The sequence below is a fragment of the Streptomyces sp. NPDC079141 genome, assembly GCF_040686775.1.
Taxonomy (GTDB): Bacteria; Actinomycetota; Actinomycetes; order Streptomycetales; family Streptomycetaceae; genus Streptomyces.
This window is the reverse complement of record NZ_JBFBLP010000001.1, coordinates 864,071-889,496: the sequence shown is the minus strand read 5'-3', so window position 1 is coordinate 889,496 and position 25,426 is coordinate 864,071. Positions and strand designations below refer to the sequence as shown.

The following is a 25,426-nucleotide window of genomic DNA, read 5'->3' as shown; positions in this document are numbered from 1 at the left end:
CAAAACCGGTGAGGACGGCGCCGGCCAGGGCCACGCGTGTGGTGCGGTTGCTGGACATGTTTCCTCCAGGGGTTGCTCGGAGTTCGGCGGAGAGCGACCGGTCGGCGTCCACCCTGGCCGGTGCCGGGCCGCCGACTCCGAGTTGCGACGAGCGCGGCCCACGCCGCCGCGTTCGCCCTGGCCCCGTACACGGGCGCCACCCGTGCGAGAGCATGGTGCGATGAGAGGCGACGGGGAGGGAGGCCGGCCGACACGGCGGCCCCGGCTGCTGGAGCGGGCCCGGGTGGGTCCCGGCCCGCTGCGCACTCTCAAGGACCTGCTCTACCGGGCCTATCTGGAGGCGGGCGCGCCCACGCTGGACGAGATCGCCGCGGACGTCCTGGCCGACGACGCGCTGGCGGGCGCACCCTCCCGGGACACGATCCGCCGCTGCATCAGCTCCCCGGAGGTGCCGCCCGGCCAGGCCGACGTGCTGGCCGTGGCCGTCGCGCTCGGCCGGCGCGCCGCATGGGACACCGGTGATCTGGCCGTACGGGTACGGGGGTTGTGGGTCGAGGCGCAGCTGGACGAGTCGCCCGGCAGGCCGCTGCGCGCGGTCAGTGACCCGTTCGCGCTGGAGGTGCACCGGGCCATCGACCTCACCCCGTCCGCCGACGGGGCGTCGCTGCCCCGGCTGCCGGTGTACGTCGAGCGCGCGCACGACGGCGTTCTGCGCGCCGCCGTGGCCGAAGCCGCACACGGCACGAGCCGGCTGGTGATGCTGGTGGGCGAGTCCTCCACCGGCAAGACTCGCGCCTGCTGGGAGGCCCTGGCCGCGCTGCCCGACGGCTGGCGGCTGTGGCACCCCATCGACCCGACCCGCCCCGAAGCGGCCCTCGCCGAACTGTGCCGCCTGGCGCCGCGCACCGTCGTCTGGCTCAACGACGCCCACCACTACCTCCTCACCCACACCGGCGACTTGGGCGAACGCGTGGCCGCCGGACTGCGCACGCTGCTCTGCGACCAGGACCGGGGGCCGGTCCTGGTGCTGGGGACGATCTGGCCCGAGTACTGGACCGTGCTCACCACGCAACCGAGCGAGTACGCCGCCGAGGACCCGCACGCCCAGGCCCGCGCGCTGCTCACCGGACACGAACTGCCGGTGCCGGCCGCCTTCGGCGAGGCGGACCTGGCGGCACTCGCCCGCGGCGTGCGGCAGGACCCGCGCCTGGAGTACGCCGCCGAACACGCCGACCAGGGCGAGATCACCCAGTACCTGGCCGGCGCCCCCGCCCTGGTGGAGCGCTACGGCACGGTCCCCGCCCCGGCCCGAGCCCTGATCGAGGCCGCCATGGACGCCCGCCGCCTCGGGCACGGCCTTGCCTTGTCGCTGCCGCTGCTCGAAGCCGCCGCCGAGGGCTATCTCACGGACACCGAGTGGGACCTGCTGGACGACGACTGGCTGCCGGCGGCCCTCGCCGACGCCGTCCACCCGCTGCGGGGCACCCGCGGGCCGCTCAGCCGCATGCGTCCCCGGCGGGGGCAGGCCCTCCCGGGGCAGCCCTGCTACCGCCTCGCGGACTATCTGGAACAGCACGGCCGCAGGAACCGGGAGCACGTGCCCGCTCCGGCGGCCCTGTGGAACGCCCTCGCCGACCACGCGGCCCGCACGGACCGGCTTCCCCTCGCCCGCGCCGCGCAGAACCGCGGACTGCTCCAGGCCGCCGCCCGTCTCTACGCCGCCGCCCTTAAGACCGGGGAGGACGGCGCCCTGTGGCCGCTCGCGGAGTTGCTGCACGGCGCGGGCCGGGTCGACGAGGCACTCGGCTGGTACCGGTATGCCGCGGACCGCGGCGAGATCCGCGGGATCTGGGCGGCGGCGGAGATGCTCCAGGAAGCCGGCCGTACGGACGAGGCGCTCGACTGGTACCGGCGGGCCGCCGAGGCCGACGAGGAGGGGGCCTTGGCCGCCGCCGCGGAGATGCTGCACGAAGCGGGGCGCAGGGCGGAGGCCGTCGTCTGGTACCAGCGGGCCGCGGACCACGGTGACGCCCGCGCCCGGCGCGCGGCGGCCGACCTGCTGCACGCGACGGGCCGTACGGACGAGGCGATCACCTGGCTCCGGCCGCGTGCGGAGAACGGTGAGACCGGCGCCGCACGCCTCCTGGGCAGGCTCCTGGAGGGGGCCGGACACATCGAGGACGCAGCCGCCTGCTACCGGCGCGCCGCCGACCGGGGCGACGCCGGGGCGTCACGGGAACTGGCCCACCTGCTGAAAAGGCTGGGCCGGGTGGACGAGGCGGTCGACCGGTACCGGACCGGCGAGAACACCGGCCATCCCACGACGCTGCGAGCGGTGGCCACCACGTTGGCGAACGCGGGCCGGACCGACGAGGCGCTCGACTGGCTGGACGAACGGGCGGAGGCGGGAGACCGACAGGCCCTGTGGGTGGCGGCCGAGACGCTCCAGGACGCCGGCCGGCTGGACGAAGCCCTCCCCTGGTACCGGCGCCTGGCGGACGTGGGGGCCTCGGACGCCCTGTGGGTGGCGGCCGAGGCACTCCAGGAAGCCGGCCGTACGGACGAGGCGCTCGCCTGGTACGCGCGGGCCGCGGCGACAGGGGACACCGGAGTCCTCTGGCTTGCGGCCCGGATGCTGGGCGAGGCAGGGCGCGCGGAGGAAGCCCTCGACTGGTACCGGCGGGCCGCCGAGGCGGGCATCGGCCACGCCTTCTGGATCGTGGTCGACGCGCTGAACGAGACGGGCCGACTGGAGGAGGCCCTGGAGTGGCTGAGCAGGAGCGCCGACGACGGACACCACGAGGCGCTGTGGGTCGCGGCCGCCACACTCGGGGAGACGGGCCGGGTGGACGAAGCCGTCGCCTGGTACTGGCGGGCCGCCGACGCCGGTTACGGCAACGCGGTGGAGGCAGCCGCCGAACTGCTGGCCGAACGGCGCGGGGTCGAGGAGGCGCTCGACTGGCTCGAACCGAACGCCGCGGGCGACGACCCCGACACGCTGTGGACCGTGGCGAGCCTGCTGCACGAGGCTGGCCGCACGCAGGAGGCCGCGGACGCGTACCGGCAGGCCGCCGACGCGGGCAGCAAGGACGCACAGTGGGCCCACGCAGCCCTGCTGTGCGAGGCGGGCCGCGCACAGCAGGCGCACGACTGGCTGCACGGGCGTGCCCGGCTGACCGACGCCGAGGCCGCCGAAACGGTCGCCAGGATGCTCGACGAAGCCGACCGGCCCGACGAGGCGCTCGACTGGTACCGGCGGGCCGCCGACGCGGGCAGCACCACCGCCCTGGAACGCACCCTCGAACTGCTCGGCCACGCCGACCGCGGAGACGAAACCCTCGCCTGGCTCCGCCGGCGCGCCGAGGCCGGGGACGCACGCGCCGCCCGCGCCGTGGCCGAGGCCCTGGCCCGCTCCAGCGGGGTCGACGAGGCGTTCACCTGGTACCGCCGCGCCGCCGAACTCGGCGACCCGTACGCCGCCGAAGCAGCCGCCGACCTGCTCGCCGCGGCCGGGCGCCTCGCGGACGCGCTCACCTGGCTGCGCGGCCGTGGAGTGAGCGGCGGCGACCTCGGATGCATGTGGAAGGGAGCCGAGATGCTACTGGACCGGCGCCGCGCGGACGAGGCCGTCGCCTGGTACCGACTGGCGGCCGAGTGGGGCTCCCACACTGCCCTGGGACGCGCCGTGCAGGCACTGGAAGCGGCGGGCCTGACCGAACTGAGCGCACAACTACGCCGGTTCGGCTGGCAGCCGGACGGTCGCGTCGCCGAGCCGTGGCGGGCGATGGCGCCGGATGGTGGGGTGGAGCGGGGAGTGGGAGGTGCGGTGCGGGAGGAGGGAGGGCCTTGAGGCTGGCGTCCGGTGCCTGGGGCGAGCTCACGCTCTCAGCGTCTCGGCCAGGCCTTGGGGCCGGCGACCAGCCTCGGGTGAGAGGTCGCGCTCTCAACTGTCCCGGTCGGGCCCTGAGGCCGACGTCCGGCCCCGGCGGCGAGCTCACGCCCCCAGCTGCCCCCGCAGCCACTCCTCCACCTCGGCCACATGCGCGGACGCCGCCGCCCTTGCTGCCTCGGGGTCGCGGGCCACCAACGCCCGGTGGATTGCGGTGTGTTCGCGGCGAGTGCGGGTGATGGCGTCCTGTTCCTGGTAGCCGCGCCGGGCGCGGGCGCGGAAGGTTCGGGAGGAGAGGCCCTCCAGGATCGCGGCCATGGTCTCGTTGCCGGCGGCGGTTGCGATCTCGCGGTGGAAGGCCAGGTCGTGGGCGAGGAGTTCCTCGGGGTCGTCGGTGGCGTTCATCGCGTCCAAGTGCTTGCCCACTTGGGCGAGTTGGTCGGGTGTGATCCGCGCCGCGGCCAGTGCCGTCGCAGTCGACTCCAGAGACCGCCGTACCTCCAGCAGCTCCACCAGTCGCGGCCCGCGCGAGAGGTCGGCCACCACTCCGAACGTCTCCAGCAGGTCGCCGGCCTCCAGCTGGGTGACGTAGATGCCCGAGCCGTGCCGGGCCTCCAGCACGCCCAGAACCGTCAGCGCGCGGATCGCCTCGCGCATCGAGCTGCGGGAGATGCCCAGTTGGGCCGCGAGGTCGCGCTCGGTCGGCAGGCGCTGGCCCGGCGCCAGGTGCCCCTCGGCGATCAGCGTTTTGATCCGCTCGATGGCGCGCTGCGTCACGGTGCCCTTCGGTGGGGCTGTTTCGTTCACGCCGCTCCTCCTGTTGCCGGTGCGCCGCAGTCTAGCCACGAGGGAGGTCGGACCATTCACCCCGTGGATCGCGAGGATTGGCGTTCTTGGGGTGTCCATCGAGTGAAGTGGTCTGATAAATATGCGGATGCTGCTCGATCACGCCCGACGCCCGGCACCCAAGGTCCCTGCCCCCGACCGAAAGGCCCTCCGTGTCCACGGCTCACGCCCGCATCACGGCGCTCGACACCCACGACATCCGTTTCCCCACCTCGCGCGAGCTGGACGGCTCCGACGCGATGAACCCGGACCCCGACTACTCGGCGGCCTACGTCGTCCTGCGCACCGACGCCGCCGACGGGCTCGAAGGGCACGGATTCGCCTTCACCATCGGGCGGGGCAACGAGGTCCAGATCGCCGCCCTCGACGCGCTGCGCGGGCATGTCGTGGGCCGCCCGGTCGACGAACTGTGCGCCGATCCGGGCACGTTGAACCGCGACCTGATCGGCGACAGCCAACTGCGCTGGCTGGGCCCCGAGAAGGGCGTGATGCACATGGCGATCGGCGCGGTGATGAACGCCGTCTGGGACCTGGCGGCCCAACGCGCCCGCACACCGCTGTGGCGGCTGCTCGCCGACGCCGAACCCGAATGGCTCGTCCGCCAGATCGACTTCCGCTACCTCACCGACGCCCTCACCCCCGAGGAGGCACTGCGCCTCCTGCGCCGCGGCCGCGAGGGCTCGGCCACGCGCACGGCCCGTCTCCTGGAGCGCGGCTACCCCGCCTACACCACGTCGCCCGGCTGGCTCGGCTACGACGACGCCAAACTCACCCGGCTCGCCGTTGGCGCCGTCGCCGACGGCTTCCGGCAGATCAAGCTGAAGGTCGGCGCCGACCTCGACGACGACATCCGCCGCTGCCGCGCCGCCCGCGCCGCCGTCGGCCCGGACTTCCGCATCGCGATCGACGCCAACCAGCGCTGGGACGTCGACGAGGCGATTCGGTGGACCAAGGCCCTCGCCGAGTTCGACCCGTACTGGATCGAGGAGCCCACCAGCCCCGACGACATCCTCGGCCACGCCGCCGTGCGCCGCGCCGTCGCACCCGTCAAGGTCGCCACCGGCGAGCACGTCCAGAACAGGATCGTCTTCAAACAGCTCCTCCAGGCGGGCGCGTTGGACATCCTCCAGCTCGACGCGGCCCGCGTCGGCGGCGTCAACGAGAACCTCGCCGTCCTGCTCCTCGCCGCCAAGTTCGGCGTCCCGGTCTGCCCGCACGCCGGGGGCGTCGGCCTGTGCGAACTCGTCCAGCACCTGGCGATGTTCGACTACGTGGCCCTCTCCGGCACCACCGACGACCGCGTCATCGAGTACGTCGACCATCTCCACGAGCACTTCCTCGACCCGGTAGTGATCCGCGACGGCCACTACACGGCACCCACCGCACCGGGCTTCTCGGCGGCCATGCGTCCCGAGTCCCTGGCCCGCTACGCATACCCCGGCGGCACCTTCTGGGCCGCCGACCTCGACGAGCAGAAGGGGCAGCCGGCATGAGCGACTTCGAGGGGCTGAAGGCCCTGGTCACGGGCGGCGCCTCCGGCATCGGCCGGGCCACCGCACAGCTGCTGGCCGAGCGGGGTGCCCAGGTCGCCGTACTGGACCTGGATCCGTCCACGGTCGACAAGCCGCTGCTCGCCTACCGGGCCGACGTCTCCGACGACGCCTCCGTCCGTACGGCGGTCGCCGCCGCCGTCGCCGACCTCGGCGGACTGGACGTACTGGTCAACAACGCGGGCATCGGCGCCCTGGGCACCGTCGAGGACAACGACGACGCCGAGTGGCACCGCGTCCTCGACGTCAACGTCGTCGGCATGGTGCGCGTCGCCCGCGCCGCCCTGCCGCATCTGCGCCGGTCCGCGCACGCGGCGATCGTCAACACCTGCTCCATAGCGGCGACCGCCGGCCTTCCGCAGCGCGCCCTGTACAGCGCGACCAAGGGTGCCGTGCAGTCCCTCACCCTCGCCATGGCCGCCGACCACGTCCGCGAGGGCATCCGCGTCAACTGCGTCAACCCCGGTACGGCGGACACCCCGTGGATCGGCCGCCTCCTCGACGCGGCCCCCGACCCGGCCGCCGAACGCGCCGCCCTGGAGGCCCGCCAGCCCACCGGCCGTCTCGTCACCGTGGCCGAAGTCGCGGGCGCAATCGCCTACTTGGCCAGCCCGCTCTCCGCTGCCACCACCGGCACGGCCCTCGCCGTCGACGGCGGCGTGCAGGGCCTGCGACTGCGGCCGGTGGACCGATGACCGGGCTCGGCTTCGGAGCCGCCGGCATAGGCAACCTCTACACCGAGGTCTCCGAGGAGCAGGCGTACGACGCGGTGACTGCCGCCTGGCAGCGCGGCATCCGCTGCTTCGACACTGCCCCGCACTACGGACTCGGCCTGTCGGAACGCCGCCTCGGCGCCGCCCTGCGCGAGCACCCCCGCGCGCAGTACACGCTCTCCACAAAGGTGGGCCGCCGCCTGGAGCCCTCGGACGACGGCGGCGACGACCTCGCACACGGCTTCGCCGTCCCCGCCACCCACCGCCGCGTCCGGGACTTCACCGCCGACGGCATACGGCGCACCCTGGAGGCCTCCCTGGAGCGCCTCGGTCTCGACCGCGTCGACACCGTCTACCTCCACGATCCCGACGACCACGCCGAACAGGCCTTTCGCCAGGGCTACCCGGCCCTGGAGAAGCTCCGTTCCGAGGGCGTGGTCGGCGCGATCGGCGTCGGCATGAACCAGGCCGGGATGCTCACCCGGTTCGTCCGCGAGACGGACGTCGACGTGGTGCTGTGCGCCGGCCGCTACACGCTGCTCGACCAGAGCGCCCTCACCGAACTGCTGCCCGCCGCACTCTCACGGGGCACCTCGGTCGTGATCGGCGGCGCCTTCAACTCCGGCCTGCTGGCCGACCCGAAGCCGGGAGCGACGTACAACTACACGCAGGCGCCACCGGAGTTGCTGGACCGTGCCCTGCGCTTGAAGGCCATCGCCGACCGCCACGGCATCAGCCTGCGCGCCGCCGCCCTCGCCTTCTGCGCGGCCCACCCGGCCGTCACGAACGTGATGGTGGGCGCCCGCTCGGCGGCCGAAGTCCACGACTGCGCCGACCAGTTCGCTACACCGGTACCCGCCGCCTTCTGGCAGGAGCTGCGAGAGACCGGACTCCTGGCCGCCGGGGGGCCGCCCTGAGGTTCGTGGACGCCCACCACGGCCGCTGACCCACCGACCCTGCGGCTGGCACGGATGTGCCGGCGGGACAGCGTGCGACGATGCTGTCGTGAGGGAGAAGGTGCTGGTGATCGACGATCACGAGGCGTTCCGGACCGCGGCGCGGCTGCTGCTGGAGGCGGACGGCTTCGACGTGGTCGCCGAGTCGGCCACCGGCGCGGACGGGGTGCGGGCCGCCGACCGCCATCGGCCCACGCTCGTCGTGCTGGACGTCCGGCTGCCCGACATCGACGGGTTCGAGGTGGCCGGGCAACTCGCCGAACTGGCCGATCCGCCGCAGGTCGTCCTGGTCTCCAGCCGTGCGGCCGCCACCTACGGCCCGCGCGTCGGGAGCGCCCCGGTCCGCGGGTTCCTTCTCAAGAGCGAGCTGTCGGGTGCCGCGCTCCGTCGCCTTCTCGCCTAGGGCGAGCCGCCTGTCGGGCATGGCCGCCACCGCGGCCGTGGTCGGCTTCGGGGCCCTGTCCGAGTCGATGGCCTTCGGGTGGGGGCGGCCGGGGCGATGGGCGCCGGATCTCCTCGTCGGCGCCGTGTTCGCGGGCGCGGCCTGCTGGGTGTGGCCACGGGCGCGCGGGGCCGCGGGCCTGCTGGCGGCGACGTCCGTGGCCTGGTTCGCGGCCAACGTCCTGCCGGACGCGGGGCTGTTCTGGCACCGGGGCACGCTGATCCATCTCCTGCTCGCGTGCCCCGGTGCGCTGCCGCGATCACGTCTGGCGTGGGGTGGTGCCGGGGTCGGGTATCTCGCGTCGGTGGGGGCGTGGTGGCGGTTCGACACGGTGACCGTCGCGCTGTCCGTGGCCCTGGTCTGTCTCCTGCTGTACGAGCACACGCGCGCGGACACCGGAAGGGCGCGGCACAGCGGCACCGCTCTGTGGGCCGGCACGGCCTTCGGCGCCGCGCTGGCCGCGGGCGCGGTGGCGCGGCTGGTCATGGGACCGTCCTCCGGTGCGGCGCCCCCGACCCTGTGGCTGTACGAGGCCGCGCTGTGCGTGGTCGCCGTCCTGCTCGCCCGGGGCGTCCGGGTGCGCTCCGAACCCGCCGCGGTGACCGATCTCGTGGTGGAACTCGGCGAGCACCGCTCCGGACTGCTGCGCGATGCCCTCGCCCGCACGCTCGGCGACGACTCGCTGGAGGTCGGCTACTGGCAGCCGGACCATGGCCGGTACGTCGACCTGGCGGGGCGGCCGGTCTCGCTGCCGGACGCCGCCGACGGCCGTACGGCACACCGCATCGAGCGGGACGGCCGCCCGTTCGCCGTCCTCGTGCACGACCCCGCCGTACTCGATGATCCCGCCCTGGTGGCGGCGGTGGAGGCCGCGACCCGGCTCACGGCCTCGCACGCCGCCCTGCACGCCGAGGTGCGCGGCCGGATAGCCGAGGTACGGGCCTCCCGGCGACGGCTGGTGCTGGCCGCCGACGAGGAACGGCGGGACCTGGAACGGCGGTTGCACGAAGGCCCCCAGCGGCGCCTGGCCGCCCTGCGCGCCGCCCTGCGGTCCCTCGACACGGACCCGGACGCCCCGCAGGCCGCCGCGCTCGCCCGCACCTGCGACCACCTGGAACACACCATCGAGGCGCTGCGGACGCTCGCGCTCGGGCTGCATCCGCGTGAACTGGAGGGCGGGTTGAGCAGCGCCCTGGAGACCCTGGCCGCGCGCCAGCCCCTGCCGGTGCGGCTCGACGTGCCCGCCGAGCGGTTCGCCGACGAGTCCGAGGCCGCCGTGTACTACCTCGTCGCGGAAGCCCTGACCAACGTGGCGAAGCACGCCCGGGCCTCCCGGGCAGAGGTAGCGGTGCGGCGCGCGGACGAGTCCGTCGTCGTCACCGTACGAGACGACGGAGCCGGTGGCGCGGACCCGGAGCGCGGCAGCGGTCTGAAGGGGCTTGCCGACCGCGTCGAGGCACTCGGCGGCACGCTGGCGCTCGTCTCCGGCCCGGGGGCGGGGACCACCCTGTCCGCCCGCATCCCGCTCTCCCGGCGGTGATCCGGGGCGGACGCTGGATCCGTGCCAGCCACGATGCCCGGCCGGTGGGACGGCCGTACGGTCGGGACACGGCTCGGGAAGGGGGCGGCATGAGGATGCGACGGTGGGGACGCCGGATGGCAGCGGCGGCTGTGGCCGCCATTGTGACGGCGGGCTGCTCGACCGCTGCCGAGGGCGGTGACAAGGCCGGGGGCCCGGGTTCACCGCTGGTGCTCACGATGGCCAACGGCTACGCCAACCTGGAGTACGAACCGGCCGTGGCGTACTTCGCCGACCGGGTGGAGCAGGTGTCCGGCGGTGCGCTGCGGCTCGACGTGGTCCATGAATGGGGCGACTTCGCCGTCGACGCCGAGCAGCGGATCGTGCGGGACGTCGCGGCGGGCAGGGCGGACCTCGCCTGGGTCGGCACCCGCGTCTTCGACTCGCTGGAGGTGCACAGCTTCCAGGCGCTCGGCGTGCCCATGCTCGTCGACAGCCACCCGTTGCAGCAGGCGATCGTCGACAGTGGCATCCCCGGGCGGATGCTGAAGGACCTCAAGCCGCTCGACGTCACGGGACTGGCGCTGCTGGCCGACGCGATCCGCAGGCCGGTCGGCGTCCAGAAGCCGCTGCTCGGTCCCGCGGACTGGCGGGGCATCACCTTCGGTACGGCGCGGTCCGCGGGGCAGTCGAGCGCCATCCGCACGCTCGGGGCGCGGCCGCTCGAAGGGCTGGCGGCCCGCTTCGAGGCCCTCGACAGCGGCGAACTCGGCGGGTTCGAGCTGTACCTCATCGGCCACCATCTCAACGACTACGCCCTGCAGGCCCCGTACATCACGGCCAATGTGCCGCTGTGGCCGCAGATGGTCGCACTGATCGCCGACCCCGGCCGTCTCGCCGGGCTGAGCGACGAGCAGCGCGGCTGGCTGCGCGAGGCGGCGGCGGACACGCAGCGGCGGTCGCCGGAACTCTCGGACATGGACGCGAGGCTCGTCCCGGAGATGTGTGCGAACGGCACTCGGTTCGCCACGGCCTCCGAGAGCGACCTCAAGGGGCTGCGGAAGGCGCTGCGGCCGGAATACGCTCGGCTCGGGCAGGACCCGCGGACCAGGTCCTTCATCGAGGAGATCGAGGCGTTGAAGGCGAAGCTGCCCCGGCAGCCCGCTCTCGACGTGCCCGCCGACTGCCGGGCCTAGGCCCCACCCGGTCCCGGCGCCGCACCCGATGGGGGCAGCCGTGCCCACTCGTCTCCTGCGCCCGGGCACCGGACGGGCGGTCCTGTTCGTGATGGCGTCGGCCTACGCGGCCGGCGCCGCCGCCGTCATGGTCGGCGGCACCCGTTCGGTGACCTCGTACGCCGAGGTGTCCGCGGTGTTCGCGGCGGCCTCCCTCGTCCCCGGGCTGGGCCTGATCGGGCTGGCCCTGCTGTGGCGGCAGGCACCATTTGCACAGGTACTCCTCCTGGGCTCGGTGTGGCTGGCGCCGCTGTGGGCGGGCTGGCAGGGCGAGACCCCGGTGCGATCGCTGCTGCACGCGCCCGGGGAGGGCCCGGCACTGCTGAGGGTCGCCGCTCTCGCCGTACCGCCGCTTGCTGTGGCGGCGCTCGCGCACCTCGCGCTGGACGTGCAACGCGCCCGCCACGCAAGGGCGTTGGCCGTCGCCGCCTACGCCTCGGCCGGGACGGTCTGCCTCGGTCTGCTGCTCTTCCATGATCCGTACCTGGACGCGCAGTGCTGGCGCATGTGCGGTCCCAGTCCGACCGTGCTGTACGCCGATCCCGCTCTGACGGACGCGGTGCAGGCGGTGGCCGCCGGGTACATCGCGGTGACCGGCGTGCTCGTTGCCCTGGCTGTCGTCGGCAGGGGCACTCCGAGGGCCGAGCGGCTGTACGTCCTCCTCCCCGTCGTCGCCGCCTCGCTCGCCGAGGCCGCGTACGCAGCGGCGCTCCTCGTACACCCGGCGGAGGACCCGGCCCGGCAGCCGTTCGCCGCGCTCTTCGCCGCCCGCGCTGTCTGCCTGTCCCTCCTCGTGGCCGGCCTCGGCCGGCTGGCCGTGCGCCGGTACCGGCGGCGCACCGCGGTCGCCCGCCTGACCGACGGACTCGGGGCCGCCCCGCAGCCCGGCTCGCTGCGCGCGGCCCTCGCCGAGGCCCTCGGCGACGACCGGCTGAACGTCCTCTACCGGCTGCCGGATTCCGACCAGTACGTCGACGCCGGCGGCGCTCCGGCACGGTCGGCCGGTGACCGGGAACGCGCCCTGACCTCCATCCACCGGGGCGGCGAACCGATCGCCGTCGTCGTGCACGACCGGACCGACGCCGACGGCCGGCAGCTGGAGCACCAGATCGGTTCCGCCGCCCGGCTCGCCATCGACAACGAGCGGCTGCGCGCCACGCTGCTGGCCCGGCTGGCCGAGTTGCGGGCCTCACGCGCCCGCATCGTCGAGACCGCGGACGACACACGCCGCCGCCTGGAGCGCGACCTCCACGACGGCGCCCAGCAGTGGCTGCTGGCCGTCACCTACGAGCTGCGGCTCGCCCGCATCGCCGCCGAAGCGGCGGGCGATCCGCGGGCCACGGCGCTGGCGGACGCCGTGGAGGAGACGCTGGCGGTGCTCGCCGAGCTGCGCGAGACGGCCCATGGCATCTTCCCCGTGATCCTGGAGGAGGCGGGCCTGGAGCCCGCGCTGTGGACGCTCGCCGACCGGGCGGCCGTACCCGTGGAGGTCGAGGCCGTGCCGGGGGAGCGGCTGCCGCAGGCGGTCGAGCGGGCGGTGTACGCCGTCGTGGGCGCGGCCGTGGACGCCGCGGAGTGCCAGGACGCGCCGTTCGTCGAGGTCCGCGTCGAACGGCTGACGGGAACAGTTGCCGTACACCTCCAAGGGGTGGCACTGGACCCGTACCATCGGGTCGCCGACCGGGTCGGCGCGCTGGGCGGGCGGCTGGAGAAGACGCAGTACGGCACACGGGCGGAGTTTCCATGCGACTAGTGGTGGCCGACGACACGATGCTCACCCGGGAGGGGATCGCCCGGCTGCTCCAGGACGCCGGTCACGAGGTCGTGGGCCGGGCCGCCGACGGGGACGAACTGCTGCGCGAGACACGGGCCGTAAGGCCGGACGCCGTGGTCGTCGACATCCGTATGCCGCCCACGCACACCGACGAGGGGCTGGTCGCGGCCCAGCGCATCCGGGCCGAACAGCCCGGGACCGGGGTGCTGGTGCTCTCCCAGTACATCGAGCCGGACTACGCGCTGCGGCTGATCGAGGAGAGCCCCCGAGGCGTCGGATACCTGCTGAAGGAGCGGGTGTTCGACGTGGCGGTCCTCACCGACGCGCTGCGCCGGATCCGCGACGAGGAGACCGTCGTCGACCCCACGATCGTCAGCACGCTGATGCGGCGCCGGCGACGGTCCGATCCGCTGCACGGACTGTCCCCGCGCGAGCGCGAGGTGCTCGCCCTCGTCGCCGAAGGACTGTCCAACAAGGCGGTCGCGGCCCGTCTGTTCATCGCCGAGCGGACCGTCGAGGCGCATGTGACCAGCGTGTTGCAGAAGCTCGGCCTCACCGACACCGCGGACGCACACCGGCGGGTGCTCGTCGTGCTCGCCTACCTGCGCGCCAATCCGGGCACTCTGCGGCCGCCGTGACGGCATCCGTGCCAGCCGCAGTTTTCCCGGCGGACGGTTCGGGGGCAGCACCGATGGCGGCCGGGCGGTCCGCCCGTACCGTCGAAGGCATCGGGGGAGCAGCGCCGTATCCGGCGGGGTGACGGGGGAGGTGCGGACGGTGCGCAAAGGGGTGGGGGTCGCGCTGTCGCTGGTCCTGCTGCTTTCGGGCGGCACGGCCTGCGGCAGCGGGGGCCCGGGCGCCGGCGGCTGCGAGGTCGGAGTGGCCTACGGATGGCCGGGGCTCGGCGACAAGTGGCTCAACGACTCGGCCGCGGAAGGCGTGCGGGTGGCACGCGAGCGGCTCGGCCTGGGCCCGCGTGAGGTGGTCGAACTGTCCTCGGGCCGGGACGACGACGAGTTCCACTCGGCGGCGCGGCTCCGGCAGCTCGCCGAGGACGGCTGCGATCTGGTCGTCGCCACCCATCCCATGTACGCGAACGCGATGGTCACGGTGGCGGCCGAGTTCCGCGACGTCCGGTTCGCCATCCCCGACGCCCCGGGGATCACCGGCCCCAACATCGCCAACTTCGTCTTCGCCACGCCCGAGGGCTCGTATCTCGTCGGCGCCGCCGCGGCCCTGAAGTCCAGGACCGGGCGCATCGGCTTCCTGGGCGGGATGCGGAACGCGGAACTGGAGGGCTTCCGCGCGGGCTACACCGCGGGGGCGCTCGCGGTGCGACCGGACGTGACCGTCGACAACGCGTGGCTCGACGACGGCCCCGGCGCCTTCGACGATCCCGAGGCGGCCGGGCGCGTCGCCACCGAGATGTACACCACTGGAACGGACGTGGTGTACCAGGTGGCGGGCCTGTCCGGCGAGGGCGTGTTCGCCGCGGCCCGGGCCGCCGGCGGGCTGGCGATCGGAGTGGACACCGACCAGTACCGCACCGCCGACCGGGCGGCGCGGGAGGTCATCCTCACTTCGATGGTCAAACGCCTGGACCTCGCGGTCCGCCAGGTTGTGGAGGACGCCCACCGGGGCACCTTCCGCAGCGGCGAGCTCCGCTACGACCTCGCCAACGGCGGGGTGGGCTACGCGACTTCGGGTGGCCGCCTGAACGACATCGCGCCGCGGCTGGAGGCGCTCAAGGCAAAGATCGTGGCCGGTCGGATCACCGTTCCGACGAGCTGACGGCAGGCAGGGGGAGGGGACCGGACCGATGCGAGGGACGAAGCGACTGGCCGTGGCGGCCCTGGGGCTGGTGCTGGCGGCGGGATGCAGCGGCGGCGGGAGCGCCGACAAGGCGGGCGGCAGCGAGCCCGTGACGCTGACGATCGGCACCGCGGAGGCGTCGGACTCGCCGGTCAGCGGGCAGCTCAGGGAGTTCGCCCGGCAGGTGGAGCGGCACTCGGACGGCGCGCTGCGCGTCGAGCCGGTCTGGGAGGCGCAGGACCCGCCCGGCGACGACTGGGACCAGCAGGCGCTGCGGCGCGTCGTCCGAGGGCGGCTCGACGGCGGGGTGATACCGGCCCGCAGCTGGGACACGGAGGGCGTGACCAGCCTGCGGGCCGTCCAGGGGCCCTTCCTGGTGACCTCGGACGCGCTCGTCGAGCGCATCGTGGAGGACCCGCTGGCCGAGGACATGCTGGCCGGGGTGGAGCGACTGGGAGTGGTCGGCCTTGCCCTGCTGCCCGAAGGGCTGCGGCACCCGTTCGCCTACCACCGGCCGCTGCGCGGCCCGGACGACTACCGCGACGCCGCCGTCCGCGTCCCCCGCTCCGAGGTGACCCACGATCTGTTCGAGGCACTGGGCGCGCATCCGGACGACTACCCGGGCGATGCCTTCGGCGCCGCCGTGGACGCCGGTGCCCTGGACGCGGCGGAGTCGACGTTCGCCTGGAGCGGGAATCTGAACGGCCCGACGGTCGCTACGGGCAATGTGACCTACTTCCCCAAGCTCAACGTCGTAGCCGTGAACGGGAAGGTGTGGCGCGGCCTCACGGACGACCGGCGTGCCGCCCTGCGTGAGGCGGCCGCCGCGACCCGCACGTGGGCCCTGGCCAACGTCCCGGAGGACATTCGGGACGCCGAGCGGTTCTGCGCGGCCGGCGGCCGCGTGGTGCACGCGAGCGCGGCGCAACTCGCCGCCCTGGAGCGCGCGGTGGCGCCGGTCTACGCCGCCCTGGAGAAGGACGCGCAGACCAAGGCGTTCATCGAGCGCATCCGCACCCTGAAGAAGTCCGTTCCCGCGGCCGAGCCGCCGACGCCGTGCGGTGCGTCGTGACCGCCGAGCCGAACCTGCGCCCGGTGCCGGGAGTCGTCGACGGAAGACGGGCCACGGCGCATCTCAAAGCCCTGGAACCGCAGTTGATAGGGGCGGGCTTCCGTTCCTCGGCACCCGTCGACTCGGCGTCGGTCCGGCTGGCGCCCCGCAGCCTCTCCGAACTGCGCGACCTCTACGGCTGGTTGACGGCCAAGACCCGGTTCCTGCTGATCGGTCTGGGCTTCGGCGTCACGCTGCTGGGTCTTGCGGGGGCGGCGGACGTGCTGGGGGCGCCGGTCGACGGGACCCGGCGCTCGGCGTTGGACCACCTGTTCTCCGACAGCGCCGGACCGACCGGAGTGAGCCTGTCGCTGCTCCAGGACCCGGCCGGCCTGATCGTGCTGGCGGTCGTCCTCGTCACCCCCGTCTTCTGCTGCCAACAGGTGCAGGCCATCGCCGACTTCGTGCGGATGAACGAGGACAACGGCGCCCGGCTGACCTCCGAGCGCGCCGAGCAGCACGACGAGCTGGTCGACCGGACCAACAAGGCCTTCGCCCGGCTCGGCGGCGCGGGCGTCTCCGTGGTCCTCCTCCTGGCCGCCGCGGCCTGCGCGGGCTCGCTGTACGCCTTCGTCCACACCAACGGCCTCATGGCCAACTGGAACCCGACCCCGCTGCCCGATGCGGTGTGGCGCTCGGAGGTCTACGACGGCTGGTGGGCCAACTGGCACCGGCACCCCGAGCTGGCCCTGGCCCTGTGCGCCGCGGGCACCTACGCCTTCTACTTCCTGAGCAAGCAACTGATGATGGGCGTGGTCTTCACCCAGTACCTGTACCGGTCCTGGGAGCTCGGCTTCGGTGTCACCCCGAACATGGAGTACGACAGCGACGGCTACCGCGGGCTGCGCCCCCTGCGCCGGTTCATGCTGTGGACCTACGGCTCGTCCCTGGCCCATCTGACCGGTCTGCTGGTCCTGTTCACCGTCTGGCTGCCGGCGGAGGCGTGGATGGTGTTCATCGTCCTCGCGGTGATGCTGGTGGACATGCTCGTGATCGTGTACCCGTCCTCGATCGGCTACCACTCCGCGCTGAAGGTCAAGCAGGACCACGTCAAGGCCCTGTACGAGAGCGCCCTTGCGAGCGAGGAGCGGGACGCGGCCATCGCGCAGGTCTGGTCCGCCCCGGTGCTGCCGGTCACGACCCGCAAGGCCGCGACCGGAATCTTCCTCTACCTGCTGGCGCCCGCGATCCCGGCGCTCATCCCGGTGCTGTTCCAGCGGCTGTGACCCTGCCTGCTCACCAGGTCAGACGTTCGTCGTCGGCGGCCCGCGCCAGCCGCGTCGGCGGCAGGTACTCCCGCACATACGTCCGGTGCCAGCACGCCCCCGTCTCGCGCAGCTCGCGCCAGCTCGTGTAGCGGTAGCGGAACAGGCGGGCGCGGACGTAGCGGGGTGGCTCGTCCGGCGGGAAGGGGGAGCGGCGCAGCAGCTTCAGCGTCGCGCGGTCGTTCTCCAGCAGCCGCTCCGCCAGCGTGCCGAACCACGAACCGGCGTACGCGGGCGACAGCGCGGCGAACCACATCATCCAGTCGAGCCGCAGATGGTACGGCGCGAACTGCCGCGGCCAGCGCCGGGGATCACCGGGCTTGCCCTTGAACTCGTACTCCCGCCAGTCGGAGTCCTCGCGCGGTACGGGCTCGGCGGTGCCCTCGATCACCACCTCGTAGCGGATGCGGCTGACGCTGCCGAACGCGCCGTAGGTGTTGACCAGATGGAGCGGGTCGAAGGAGCGGTTCATCACCTGGCGGCGGGAGAGCATGTTGGCGACCGGGCGGTAGCTGAGGGCGAGGAGCACGGCGGAGACCGCCAGCACCACGACCGTGTACCAGAGCGGCGCGTCCGGCACCGAGGGGGCGGTGTCCGGCAGTTGCAGCGCCGACAGGGCCAGCACGATGGTGATCCAGTTCAGCCAGGAGAAGTTGCCCGACAGCACCAGCCACAGCTGGGTGAGGATCATCAGTGACGCGGCGGCCGTGGCGATCGGCTGCGGAGTGAACAGCAGGAACGGCACGACGAGTTGGGTGACGTGGTTGGCGGCCACCTCGACCTGGTGCAGCGGCCGGGGCAGATGGTGGAAGAACCAGCTCAGCGGGCCCGGCATGGGCTGCGTCTCGTGGTGGTGGTACAGGCAGGTGAGCTTGCGCCAGCACGCGTCGCCGCGCATCTTGATCAGTCCCGCGCCGAACTCCACCCGGAACAGGATCCAGCGCAGCAGGAACAGCACCACGATCGGCGGGGCCACCTCCTCGTTGCCGAGCAGGACGGCGAGGAAGCCCACCTCCAGCAGCAGGGACTCCCAGCCGAAGCCGTACCAGGTCTGCCCGACGTTGACGATCGACAGGTACAGCACCCACGGCACCAGCCACAGCAGCATGCCGCCCCACAGCGGCAGCAAGCCGTCGACCCCCGCGAGCAGCGCCGCCGACACCGCGCAGCCCGACCAGGCGCACCCGGCGAAGAAGCGGTCCGAGTAGTGGAGGTGGAACAGGCTCGGCGCCTGCCGGAACGGCACCCGCGCCACGAAGCGGGGCACCGGCAGCAGCCCCCGCTCGCCCAGCAGCGCCCGGAACTGGAGCGCCGCCGTGAGGAACGCGACGAGGTACACCCCGGCCAGAGCCCGCTGGAAGAGCAGCCGGCTCAGCCAGTAGTCGGGTGCGGTGAACCAGTCCACGGCCTGCGCTCCTTCGTCCATTGTCCCGCCGGAAGCCTTCGCCGGGCGGTCACTCTGTGTGCATCATGCCTCCACTTGCGTAACCCATGTGAGTGAAGCAGACAATGGTGACGAACTGCCCGGAAACAGGCGGGAGAACGTGGTGCGAACACCCATCGGAACCTTCGTCACGGCCTGCGCGCTCGCTGCGGCGCTGCTCGCCGCAGGCTGCGGCGGCGACGACGGCAAGGACACGGCGGCGAGCGGGGAGCTGTTCCTCCAGCCGGTCGCGGCCCAGGGCCCCGATCCCTTCACGGACTCCACGGCCACCTCCACGGCCACCCCGCCTCCCGTCACCCGAACGCCGCAGCCGACGGGGACACCGGATGCCGTGCGGTCCTACTCCGGGTCCACCCCCGGCCTCTACGGCGGCACCGAACGCGTCGGCAGCTGCGATGTGAACCGGCAGATCGGCTACCTGACCGCCGACCGGGCCAAGGCGCGCGCCTTCGCCGGGGCCGCGGGCATCTCCCAGGCCTCGATCCCCACCTACCTGCGCGGACTGGCCCCGGTCCTGCTGCGCGCCGACACCCGCGTCACCAACCACGGCTACCGCGACGGCCGGGCGACCACCTACCAGTCCGTCCTCCAGGCGGGCACCGCCGTCCTCGTCGACAACCGGGGCGTGCCGCGCGTGCGCTGTGCCTGCGGCAACCCGCTGAAGCCGCCCGTGGCCATGCAGGGCAGCCACGGGACCAGCGGCGCCGCCTGGTCCGGCTACCGGCCCGCCCAGGTGATCGTGGTGACCCCGGCACCCCAGGTGATCACCAACATCACGATCATCAACGTCGTCAACAACACCTGGATCGAACGGCGGATCGGCCACGAGGTCCACCATGACCGCCCCGTACCGCCGCCGGACCCGGTGACGCCGACCCCGGCGCCGACCACGCCGACCCCCAGCCCGGACGACAGTGCCTCCAGCGCGTCCCCGAGCGAGAGCAGCGCCTCCCCGTCGGACGAGCGCACCGGACCCACCGACTGCGTGACCCCCACGGTCACTGTCACGCCCGGCACGACGCCCTCCGAAGTGCCCTCGCCGGACCCGACCGACTGCCCCACGGCCACGGCCACCCCGCCGTCGACTGTGCCGGACAGCCCGCTCGTGCCGACGGACGAGAGCGGTGCCGACACGACCGTGCCCGACTTCGGCGGCACGGTGCCCGAGGATCCCTCCTCGGACGAACTCGGCCCCGAGTCCGTGCCGGACACCCCCGACGTGCGCGACGGCGGCGGGCTGATCCCGGACGACCCCGACGATCCGGCCGCCTTGGGCAGCATCTTCGGCAGCCCCACGGATGTCTTCGGCAGCTGACCGGAGACCGGGGGGTCCGCGGTGGCGGACCCTCCGGTTCCTCCCGGTCGAAGAATCGGACAAATCCTGGCAAGGTGGCCCCATGGTTGATCGGGGAGCGAGCGCCCTGTCACTCCCGGACGACTGGCCCGCCCACCCGGATCCGATCCTGGCGCTCAACCGCATGGGCAGCTTCGACTGGGACCTGGACACCGGCCTGTTCCACATGGACGCCCAGGCCCACGAGGTCTTCGACCTGCGCCCCGACGAATTCGACGGCCACCCCGAGACGCTGGCCTGCCGGGTCACCCCGGCGGAGGGCCACCGCCTCGACGCCCTGGTCTCCCAGGCCATGAAGGACGGCAGCGAGAACTACGGCGCCTACTTCCGCATCCGCTGCCGCGACGGCAGTCCGCGCTGGACCCACACCCAGGGCTACATCCGGCGCGACGAGACGGGCCGCCCCCGCCGGATCATCGGCATCGTCCGGGACGCCACCCAGGAGCTGAGCGACAGCGAGGCCCGCCGGGAACGGGCCGAGGCGGACCAGTTGCGGCGCCAGCAGACGAACGTCGTCCAGCTCACCACCGCCGCGCTGGCGCACGCCCGTACCGTCCAGGACGTCATCGACGTCCTCAAGGACACCCACGGCCTCACCCATCTGGGCGCCACCAGCCTGGTCATGGGCCTGGTCGAGGCCGGCCGCATCCGGCTGATCGCCGAGGGCCCGGCGGGCAGCTTCGTCCCCGGCACCCGGCTCACCGGCATCGACGAGCCCTACCCGATGAGCGAGGTCGTACGGACCCTCACCCCGCGCTTCATCGAGTCGCCCCAGGAGTTCGCGGACGGCTACCCGATCCTGTGGCCGCACATCACCGACCTGGACATCACATCGGCCGCCTACCTCCCGCTGATCGCCCAGGCCCGTCCCATCGGCGCCATGGGCCTGCTCTACAGCGACCGGCGCGGCTTCTCCGCCGAGGAGCGCAACGTTCTCGTCGCCCTCGGCAGCAGCATCGCGCAGAGCCTGCAGCGGGCCATGTTCTACGAGCAGGAGAAGGACCTGGCCACCGGCCTCCAGCAGGCCATGCTGCCGCGCACCATCCCCAGCGTCCCGGGCGCCGACGTCGCCGTCCGCTACCGGGCCGGCACCGCCGCGGGCACCCTCGGCCGGGACATCGGCGGCGACTGGTACGACCTGATCCCGCTGCCGGGCGGCCGTGTCGGCGCCGTCATCGGCGACGTCCAGGGCCATGACACGCACGCCGCCGCCGTCATGGGCCAACTGCGCATCGTGCTGCGTGCCTACGCGGCGGAGGGCCACACCCCCGCGACGGTGATGGCCCGCGCCTCGGTGTTCCTCCACGAACTGGACACCGACCGGTTCGCGACCTGTCTGTACGCCGAGGCCGACCTGTCCACGGGCGTGGTGCAGGTGGTGCGCGCCGGGCACATCGACCCCCTGGTCCGCGACCCCGACGGCGCCTGCCGCCGGGTCGGGGTCGAGGGCGGTCTGCCGCTCGGTCTGTCCGCCGAGTTCGGCCGGCTGGACTACCCCGTGCGCACCCTCGAACTCGACCCCGGGCACACCCTGCTGCTGTGCACCGACGGCCTGGTGGAACAGCCCGGAACCGACCTCGACGACGGCATGCAGACCCTGATGTCGCTCGTCGCCGACGGCCCGGAGGACGTACGCAAGCTCGCCGACCGGCTCATCGACGCGGCCGGGGAACGCGGCGGCGACGACGACGTGGCCCTGCTTCTGCTGCGCCGTCGCGTACTGGACGCCCCGCAGACCGGCGGCCGGCTCCAGCAGCATGTGGCACCCGGCGACCCCGAGGCGCTCGCCGAGGCCCGCCACATGATCCGCGCCGCGGTCCGCGCCTGGGGTGCCCGTGACCGCGCCGACGAGATCGAGCTCGTCGCCGACGAGCTGATCACCAACGCCCTGATGCACACCGAGGGCTCCGCGATCGTCACCCTCAGGGTCCTGGCAGGCAGCGACCGCCGGCTGCGCGTCGAGGTCGAGGACTCCTCCAGCGCCCTGCCCCGGCGCCGCGAGGCGGGCGAGTCGGGCGTGTCCGGACGGGGTCTGCTCCTGGTCGAGCTGCTCACGGACGTGTGGGGCGTGGAGGCGCGCGGCGGCGGCAAGTGCGTCTGGTGCGAATTCCTGGTGCGGGAACGCGCCTGAGCACGGCAGGCTGGACCCATGCCGGAACTCCCCGAGGTCGAAGCACTCAAGGACTTCCTCACCGAGCAGCTCGTCGGCCACGAGATCGTACGGGTCCTGCCCGTCGCGATCAGCGTCCTGAAGACCTACGACCCACCCCTCACCGCGCTCGAAGGCCGCGAGGCGGTGGCGGTGCACCGGCACGGGAAGTTCCTCGACATCGCGACGGCGGACGACGGCCCGCACCTGGTGACCCACCTGGCCCGCGCGGGCTGGCTGCACTGGAAGGACCGCCTCCCCGACGGCCCGCCCCGCCCGGGCAAGGGCCCCCTCGCCCTGCGCGTCGCCCTGGAGACCGGCGCGGGCTTCGACCTCACCGAGGCCGGCACGCAGAAACGCCTGGCGGTCTACGTCGTCCAGGACCCGCAGGAGGTCCCCGGCATCGCCCGCCTGGGCCCCGACCCCCTGGCGGACGACTTCGACGAGGCCCGCTTCGCGGCGCTGCTGGCAGCCGAACGCCGCCAGATCAAGGGCGCCCTGCGCGACCAGACCCTGATCGCGGGCGTCGGCAACGCCTACAGCGACGAGATCCTCCACGCCGCGAGGATGTCCCCCTTCAAGCTGGCCGCGAAGCTCACCCCGGAGGAGACCCGGACCCTCTACGAGGCCCTGCGCACGACCCTCACCGACGCGGTCACCCGCTCCCGGGGCCTGGCCGCGGGCCGCCTGAAGTCGGAGAAGAAGACCGGCCTGCGCGTCCACGGCCGTACCGGCGAACCCTGCCCGGTCTGCGGCGACACCATCCGCGAGGTCTCCTTCAGCGACTCCTCCCTCCAGTACTGCCCGACCTGCCAGACGGGCGGAAAGCCGCTGGCGGACCGGCGGATGTCGCGCCTGCTGAAGTGACGCTACGCCGCCGTGACGAGAACGGGCGCGGCAGCCTCGTGCTGCTTGAGGGTGCGCGCGGTGGTGTCGCGGCGGGTGGCGAAGACGTACAGCCGCAGCACGACGAAGCGGCCGATGCCGGCGAGGCCGGAGGCACTGAGGTAGACGATCTGCTCGGTCAGCATGCCGGGGGAGGACTGCACCACGTGCAGGACGAACACGGCGACGCTGGTGGCCAGATACGCGGCGGTGGCCGAGCCCGCGGACTGCCAGTGCTCGCGCCATCCGGCGCCGCGCCCCTTGCCGAACGTGTAGCGGGCGTGGAGTTCGGTGCACAGCAGGGTGGAGGCGACGGTGACGACCGCGTTCGCGACGGCCCACGGCACGGCCGCGGCCAACAGCGGTACCGCAAAGCTGGAGAGGACTCCGATCCCGCCTCCGAGGACCACGAACCGTACGAAGGAGGCGAGGGGGCCAGGGGTGGCCGACTTCATGGCGTTACTCCTTCACTGGCTCTTCAGGCTGTTTCCGACGATGGAAAAGCTACGTTGCGTTTGAAGAGCGAGCAACAGAGTTATTGCGCAGGCTGCATATCAGCGCAGGTGAAGGCCATGAAATCGTTGCAACGGCCTTGGATTTAATGCAACAGAGGCGCCCCGGCTTGTTGCAATGAATGAGAGTGAACGCTCTGCGGGGGCCGGTGGAGCGCGCGACAGCCCGGGCGCGACGCCCCGCCGCGTTCAGCCGAAGAACCGGCCCCGCTCACACAGGGAGTCGATCTCTTCGTTCTCCTCCGGAGTCAGCTGCGCATCGAGCGCGACGCTGATGACACGCCGGGCACGGGCCAGCCGCCGGGCCACATCCCAGTCGGCGACGAATGTGCCGACGGTGGCCTCACTGGCGGTTCCTTCCGCCTGGCGGGATCCGAGGCGGTCGAGCGAGACCACGAACTCGTTCAGGTCCCGCAGGACGGTCACGACCTCGTCGAGGGGCAGGCGGATCTCTCGGGAGGACATGTCCATCAGCGGAATCAGCTCCAGCCTCGGCGGGGCGAACGGCTGTCATCCTGCCACCGAGGGCCGTGGCTCGGCCGCCTACCGCGGCTCCAGCGTCACCAGGTGCTCCCCGCCCGTGGTCCGCACCTCGTACCGGGCGATCTCGTCGGGATGCAGTCCCGCCGAGCCCATCATCGTGTTCTCGCGGGCGTCGTGGCGGGCCACCGTCCAGCTGGTGACCGTCTGTTCGGAGCCGTCGTGGCCGATGGCGGTCAGGCGGCACGAGCGGGGGCCCGCGCCGTCCTTGACCTTGAGCTCGACCTGGGTGCCCCAGGGCTCGTTCTCGGCGGTGACCTGGGCCCAGACGCCCGAGCGCTCGTCGGTGGCGGCGATGCGTACGGCGCCGCCGCCCCCGGTGGTCATCGCCGCGACCCCGGGCCCGGCCAGCGCGACCACCGCCGACGCCGCCACGGCGTACAGAAGGCGCCGGCGCCGCAGGCGGTGCCGGGTCGCGACCTCGCCGAGGAGGCGGTCCAGCAGGCGGGGGCCGGGCTGGGCCATCGGGTGGACGAAGCGCGGGGTGGCCCGCCGGTACAGCATCAACTGCCGGGTGGCGGGCCCGAATTCGGTCACGTGTGCCGCACAGCTGGGGCACTCCATGAGGTGGTCCTCGAAGCGGAAGGCCTCCGCCTCGTCCAGCACACCGAGCGCGTACGCGGCGACGTCGCGATGCCTTTCCAGGGACCTCATGCGGAAACCTCGTGCCGTTGGGTGCGGGGTGGGTTACTCCTTGCTCCCACCGGTACGCACCGGACCGCCGAATCACTCAAGGCATCCGCAGAATCGCCAACCCCGGGATTCGGAGCGGACGGGGCGGCGGATTGGTCCCGTTCCGGAAAAATTTGGGCCCGGGTCTAGAACAGGTGAATCGCCAAGTGCCCCAGGGGCAGTCCGAGTTGCCAGGCCGGGGTCCACACCTTCGGGCCCTCGTCCTCGCCGCCCAGGGCGCCGCCGCCCGGCACCGCGTTGAGATCGGGCGCGAGCAGCTCGGTCTCCTCCAGCCAGCGCCAGGCGGCCACGGCCAGGTCCAGGTCGGGTGCCGGGGCACCGGACTCGACGGCCACGGCGGCGAGTCGCGCCATCCGCTCGCGCACCCAGTCCTGCCACGGCTGGTCGTAGGCCGTCAGCGACAGCCAGGTCTCCAGCTGCGAGACGACCCGGATGCCGGAGAGCTCACCCCCGGTGTCGGACAGGAAGATGGTCAGTGCCAGGGCGTCCCGGCCCGCGCGGAACTCGAAGGACGTCGGCGGCATGAGGTCGCCGGTCCGCAGCAGCTCGTCGGCGATGTACTCGGCGTACAACCACGCCATGGGGACGGTCAGTTCACCGCCGCCGGCGCCCTCCGTGCTCTCTTGACCTCTGTGCAGCATCCCTTCCTGCCTTCCTCCGGTGCGTACGCGTCGCCCGATCCCGGGCTCCCAGTGCGGAACACGGATGAAGACAGCCGATTACTCAACCATGGTCCT

At 73.1% G+C, this 25,426-nt stretch carries 21 protein-coding genes; 15 read left to right on the top strand and 6 right to left on the bottom strand.

Annotation, left to right across the window (positions count from 1 at the left end; genetic code table 11):
- Positions 1-220: 220 nt before the first annotated feature.
- Positions 221-3,850, top strand: coding sequence for a tetratricopeptide repeat protein (locus AB0Q90_RS04150; protein WP_363158889.1), 3,630 nt, complete (start codon positions 221-223; stop codon positions 3,848-3,850).
- A gap of 144 nt (positions 3,851-3,994) precedes the next feature.
- Here AB0Q90_RS04150 and AB0Q90_RS04145 read toward each other — a convergent pair whose 3' ends face one another.
- Positions 3,995-4,696, bottom strand: coding sequence for a FadR/GntR family transcriptional regulator (locus AB0Q90_RS04145; protein ID WP_363158888.1), 702 nt, complete (start codon positions 4,694-4,696; stop codon positions 3,995-3,997).
- 191 nt (positions 4,697-4,887) lie between these two features.
- Between AB0Q90_RS04145 and AB0Q90_RS04140 the strand changes: the two genes are divergently transcribed.
- The 11 genes from AB0Q90_RS04140 (at position 4,888) to AB0Q90_RS04090 (ending at position 17,073) form a co-directional block, all read left to right on the top strand.
- Positions 4,888-6,228 (top strand): enolase C-terminal domain-like protein, encoded by a 1,341-nt coding sequence (locus tag AB0Q90_RS04140; RefSeq protein ID WP_363158887.1) that lies wholly within the window; start codon positions 4,888-4,890, stop codon positions 6,226-6,228.
- Positions 6,225-6,980: an SDR family oxidoreductase gene (locus AB0Q90_RS04135; protein WP_363158886.1), complete on the top strand. Its 756-nt coding sequence runs from the start codon at positions 6,225-6,227 to the stop codon at positions 6,978-6,980. Before AB0Q90_RS04140 ends, AB0Q90_RS04135 begins: the two co-directional genes overlap by 4 nt.
- Entirely contained in the window at positions 6,977-7,915 is a 939-nt protein-coding gene (locus AB0Q90_RS04130; RefSeq protein WP_363158885.1) for an aldo/keto reductase, read from the top strand. The genes AB0Q90_RS04135 and AB0Q90_RS04130 overlap by 4 nt, the downstream gene beginning before the upstream one ends.
- Positions 7,916-8,003: 88 nt before the next feature.
- Positions 8,004-8,357, top strand: a complete 354-nt coding sequence (locus tag AB0Q90_RS04125; RefSeq protein WP_363158884.1) for a response regulator transcription factor — start codon at positions 8,004-8,006, stop codon at positions 8,355-8,357.
- Between the two features lie 19 nt (positions 8,358-8,376).
- On the top strand, positions 8,377-9,936 hold the full coding sequence (locus tag AB0Q90_RS04120; RefSeq protein WP_363158883.1) for an ATP-binding protein: 1,560 nt from the start codon (positions 8,377-8,379) through the stop codon (positions 9,934-9,936).
- Between the two features lie 116 nt (positions 9,937-10,052).
- On the top strand, positions 10,053-11,111 hold the full coding sequence (dctP, locus tag AB0Q90_RS04115) for a TRAP transporter substrate-binding protein DctP (RefSeq protein WP_363158882.1): 1,059 nt from the start codon (positions 10,053-10,055) through the stop codon (positions 11,109-11,111).
- 40 nt (positions 11,112-11,151) lie between these two features.
- Positions 11,152-12,903: a histidine kinase gene (locus tag AB0Q90_RS04110; protein WP_363158881.1), complete on the top strand. Its 1,752-nt coding sequence runs from the start codon at positions 11,152-11,154 to the stop codon at positions 12,901-12,903.
- The gene (locus AB0Q90_RS04105; RefSeq protein ID WP_363158879.1) at positions 12,894-13,562 is read left to right on the top strand and encodes a response regulator transcription factor; all 669 of its coding nucleotides are present in this window, start codon (positions 12,894-12,896) and stop codon (positions 13,560-13,562) included. Before AB0Q90_RS04110 ends, AB0Q90_RS04105 begins: the two co-directional genes overlap by 10 nt.
- A 139-nt stretch (positions 13,563-13,701) precedes the next feature.
- Positions 13,702-14,715 carry a BMP family ABC transporter substrate-binding protein gene (locus AB0Q90_RS04100; RefSeq protein WP_363158878.1) on the top strand — a complete coding sequence of 338 codons (1,014 nt, stop codon included), beginning with the start codon at positions 13,702-13,704 and terminating at the stop codon, positions 14,713-14,715.
- A gap of 28 nt (positions 14,716-14,743) precedes the next feature.
- Positions 14,744-15,808: a TRAP transporter substrate-binding protein DctP gene (gene dctP, locus AB0Q90_RS04095; RefSeq protein WP_363158877.1), complete on the top strand. Its 1,065-nt coding sequence runs from the start codon at positions 14,744-14,746 to the stop codon at positions 15,806-15,808.
- Positions 15,805-17,073 carry a hypothetical protein gene (locus AB0Q90_RS04090; protein WP_363158876.1) on the top strand — a complete coding sequence of 423 codons (1,269 nt, stop codon included), beginning with the start codon at positions 15,805-15,807 and terminating at the stop codon, positions 17,071-17,073. Before dctP (AB0Q90_RS04095) ends, AB0Q90_RS04090 begins: the two co-directional genes overlap by 4 nt.
- Before the next feature lie 10 nt (positions 17,074-17,083).
- On the opposite strand, the gene AB0Q90_RS04085 is transcribed toward AB0Q90_RS04090, so the two are convergent.
- A complete protein-coding gene (locus AB0Q90_RS04085; protein WP_363158875.1) occupies positions 17,084-18,517 on the bottom strand; it encodes a lipase maturation factor family protein in 1,434 nt (477 codons plus the stop codon).
- A gap of 142 nt (positions 18,518-18,659) precedes the next feature.
- Between AB0Q90_RS04085 and AB0Q90_RS04080 the strand changes: the two genes are divergently transcribed.
- The 3 genes from AB0Q90_RS04080 (at position 18,660) to AB0Q90_RS04070 (ending at position 22,926) form a co-directional block, all read left to right on the top strand.
- Complete coding sequence (locus tag AB0Q90_RS04080) at positions 18,660-19,871, top strand: DUF6777 domain-containing protein (RefSeq protein ID WP_363158874.1); 1,212 nt, start codon at positions 18,660-18,662, stop codon at positions 19,869-19,871.
- Positions 19,872-19,953: 82 nt separating this feature from the next.
- Positions 19,954-22,041 carry a SpoIIE family protein phosphatase gene (locus tag AB0Q90_RS04075; RefSeq protein ID WP_363158873.1) on the top strand — a complete coding sequence of 696 codons (2,088 nt, stop codon included), beginning with the start codon at positions 19,954-19,956 and terminating at the stop codon, positions 22,039-22,041.
- A gap of 18 nt (positions 22,042-22,059) precedes the next feature.
- Positions 22,060-22,926 carry a DNA-formamidopyrimidine glycosylase family protein gene (locus tag AB0Q90_RS04070; protein WP_363158872.1) on the top strand — a complete coding sequence of 289 codons (867 nt, stop codon included), beginning with the start codon at positions 22,060-22,062 and terminating at the stop codon, positions 22,924-22,926.
- Positions 22,927-22,928: 2 nt separating this feature from the next.
- Here AB0Q90_RS04070 and AB0Q90_RS04065 read toward each other — a convergent pair whose 3' ends face one another.
- The 4 genes from AB0Q90_RS04065 to AB0Q90_RS04050 all read right to left on the bottom strand — a co-directional run bounded on the left by AB0Q90_RS04065 (position 22,929) and on the right by AB0Q90_RS04050 (position 25,330).
- Positions 22,929-23,399: a GtrA family protein gene (locus tag AB0Q90_RS04065; protein WP_363158871.1), complete on the bottom strand. Its 471-nt coding sequence runs from the start codon at positions 23,397-23,399 to the stop codon at positions 22,929-22,931.
- Between the two features lie 246 nt (positions 23,400-23,645).
- Entirely contained in the window at positions 23,646-23,921 is a 276-nt protein-coding gene (locus AB0Q90_RS04060; protein WP_363158870.1) for a hypothetical protein, read from the bottom strand.
- 78 nt (positions 23,922-23,999) lie between these two features.
- Complete coding sequence (locus AB0Q90_RS04055; protein ID WP_363158869.1) at positions 24,000-24,650, bottom strand: zf-HC2 domain-containing protein; 651 nt, start codon at positions 24,648-24,650, stop codon at positions 24,000-24,002.
- 164 nt (positions 24,651-24,814) lie between these two features.
- Positions 24,815-25,330, bottom strand: coding sequence for a hypothetical protein (locus AB0Q90_RS04050; protein WP_363158868.1), 516 nt, complete (start codon positions 25,328-25,330; stop codon positions 24,815-24,817).
- Positions 25,331-25,426: the final 96 nt, after the last annotated feature.

Excerpts from the sequence above, each read along its gene's own strand:
- AB0Q90_RS04135 (WP_363158886.1), top strand. The coding sequence starts at position 6,225 with ATGAGCGACTTCGAGGGGCTGAAGGCCCTGGTCACGGGCGGCGCCTCC.
- AB0Q90_RS04130 (WP_363158885.1), top strand. The coding sequence starts at position 6,977 with ATGACCGGGCTCGGCTTCGGAGCCGCCGGCATAGGCAACCTCTACACC.
- AB0Q90_RS04070 (WP_363158872.1), top strand. The coding sequence starts at position 22,060 with ATGCCGGAACTCCCCGAGGTCGAAGCACTCAAGGACTTCCTCACCGAG.
- dctP (WP_363158877.1), top strand. The coding sequence starts at position 14,744 with ATGCGAGGGACGAAGCGACTGGCCGTGGCGGCCCTGGGGCTGGTGCTG.
- AB0Q90_RS04055 (WP_363158869.1), bottom strand. The coding sequence starts at position 24,650 with ATGAGGTCCCTGGAAAGGCATCGCGACGTCGCCGCGTACGCGCTCGGT.
- AB0Q90_RS04105 (WP_363158879.1), top strand. The coding sequence starts at position 12,894 with ATGCGACTAGTGGTGGCCGACGACACGATGCTCACCCGGGAGGGGATC.
- AB0Q90_RS04075 (WP_363158873.1), top strand. The coding sequence starts at position 19,954 with ATGGTTGATCGGGGAGCGAGCGCCCTGTCACTCCCGGACGACTGGCCC.
- AB0Q90_RS04060 (WP_363158870.1), bottom strand. The coding sequence starts at position 23,921 with ATGTCCTCCCGAGAGATCCGCCTGCCCCTCGACGAGGTCGTGACCGTC.
- AB0Q90_RS04120 (WP_363158883.1), top strand. The coding sequence starts at position 8,377 with ATGGCCGCCACCGCGGCCGTGGTCGGCTTCGGGGCCCTGTCCGAGTCG.
- AB0Q90_RS04050 (WP_363158868.1), bottom strand. The coding sequence starts at position 25,330 with ATGCTGCACAGAGGTCAAGAGAGCACGGAGGGCGCCGGCGGCGGTGAA.
- AB0Q90_RS04150 (WP_363158889.1), top strand. The coding sequence starts at position 221 with ATGAGAGGCGACGGGGAGGGAGGCCGGCCGACACGGCGGCCCCGGCTG.
- dctP (WP_363158882.1), top strand. The coding sequence starts at position 10,053 with ATGGCAGCGGCGGCTGTGGCCGCCATTGTGACGGCGGGCTGCTCGACC.
- AB0Q90_RS04065 (WP_363158871.1), bottom strand. The coding sequence starts at position 23,399 with ATGAAGTCGGCCACCCCTGGCCCCCTCGCCTCCTTCGTACGGTTCGTG.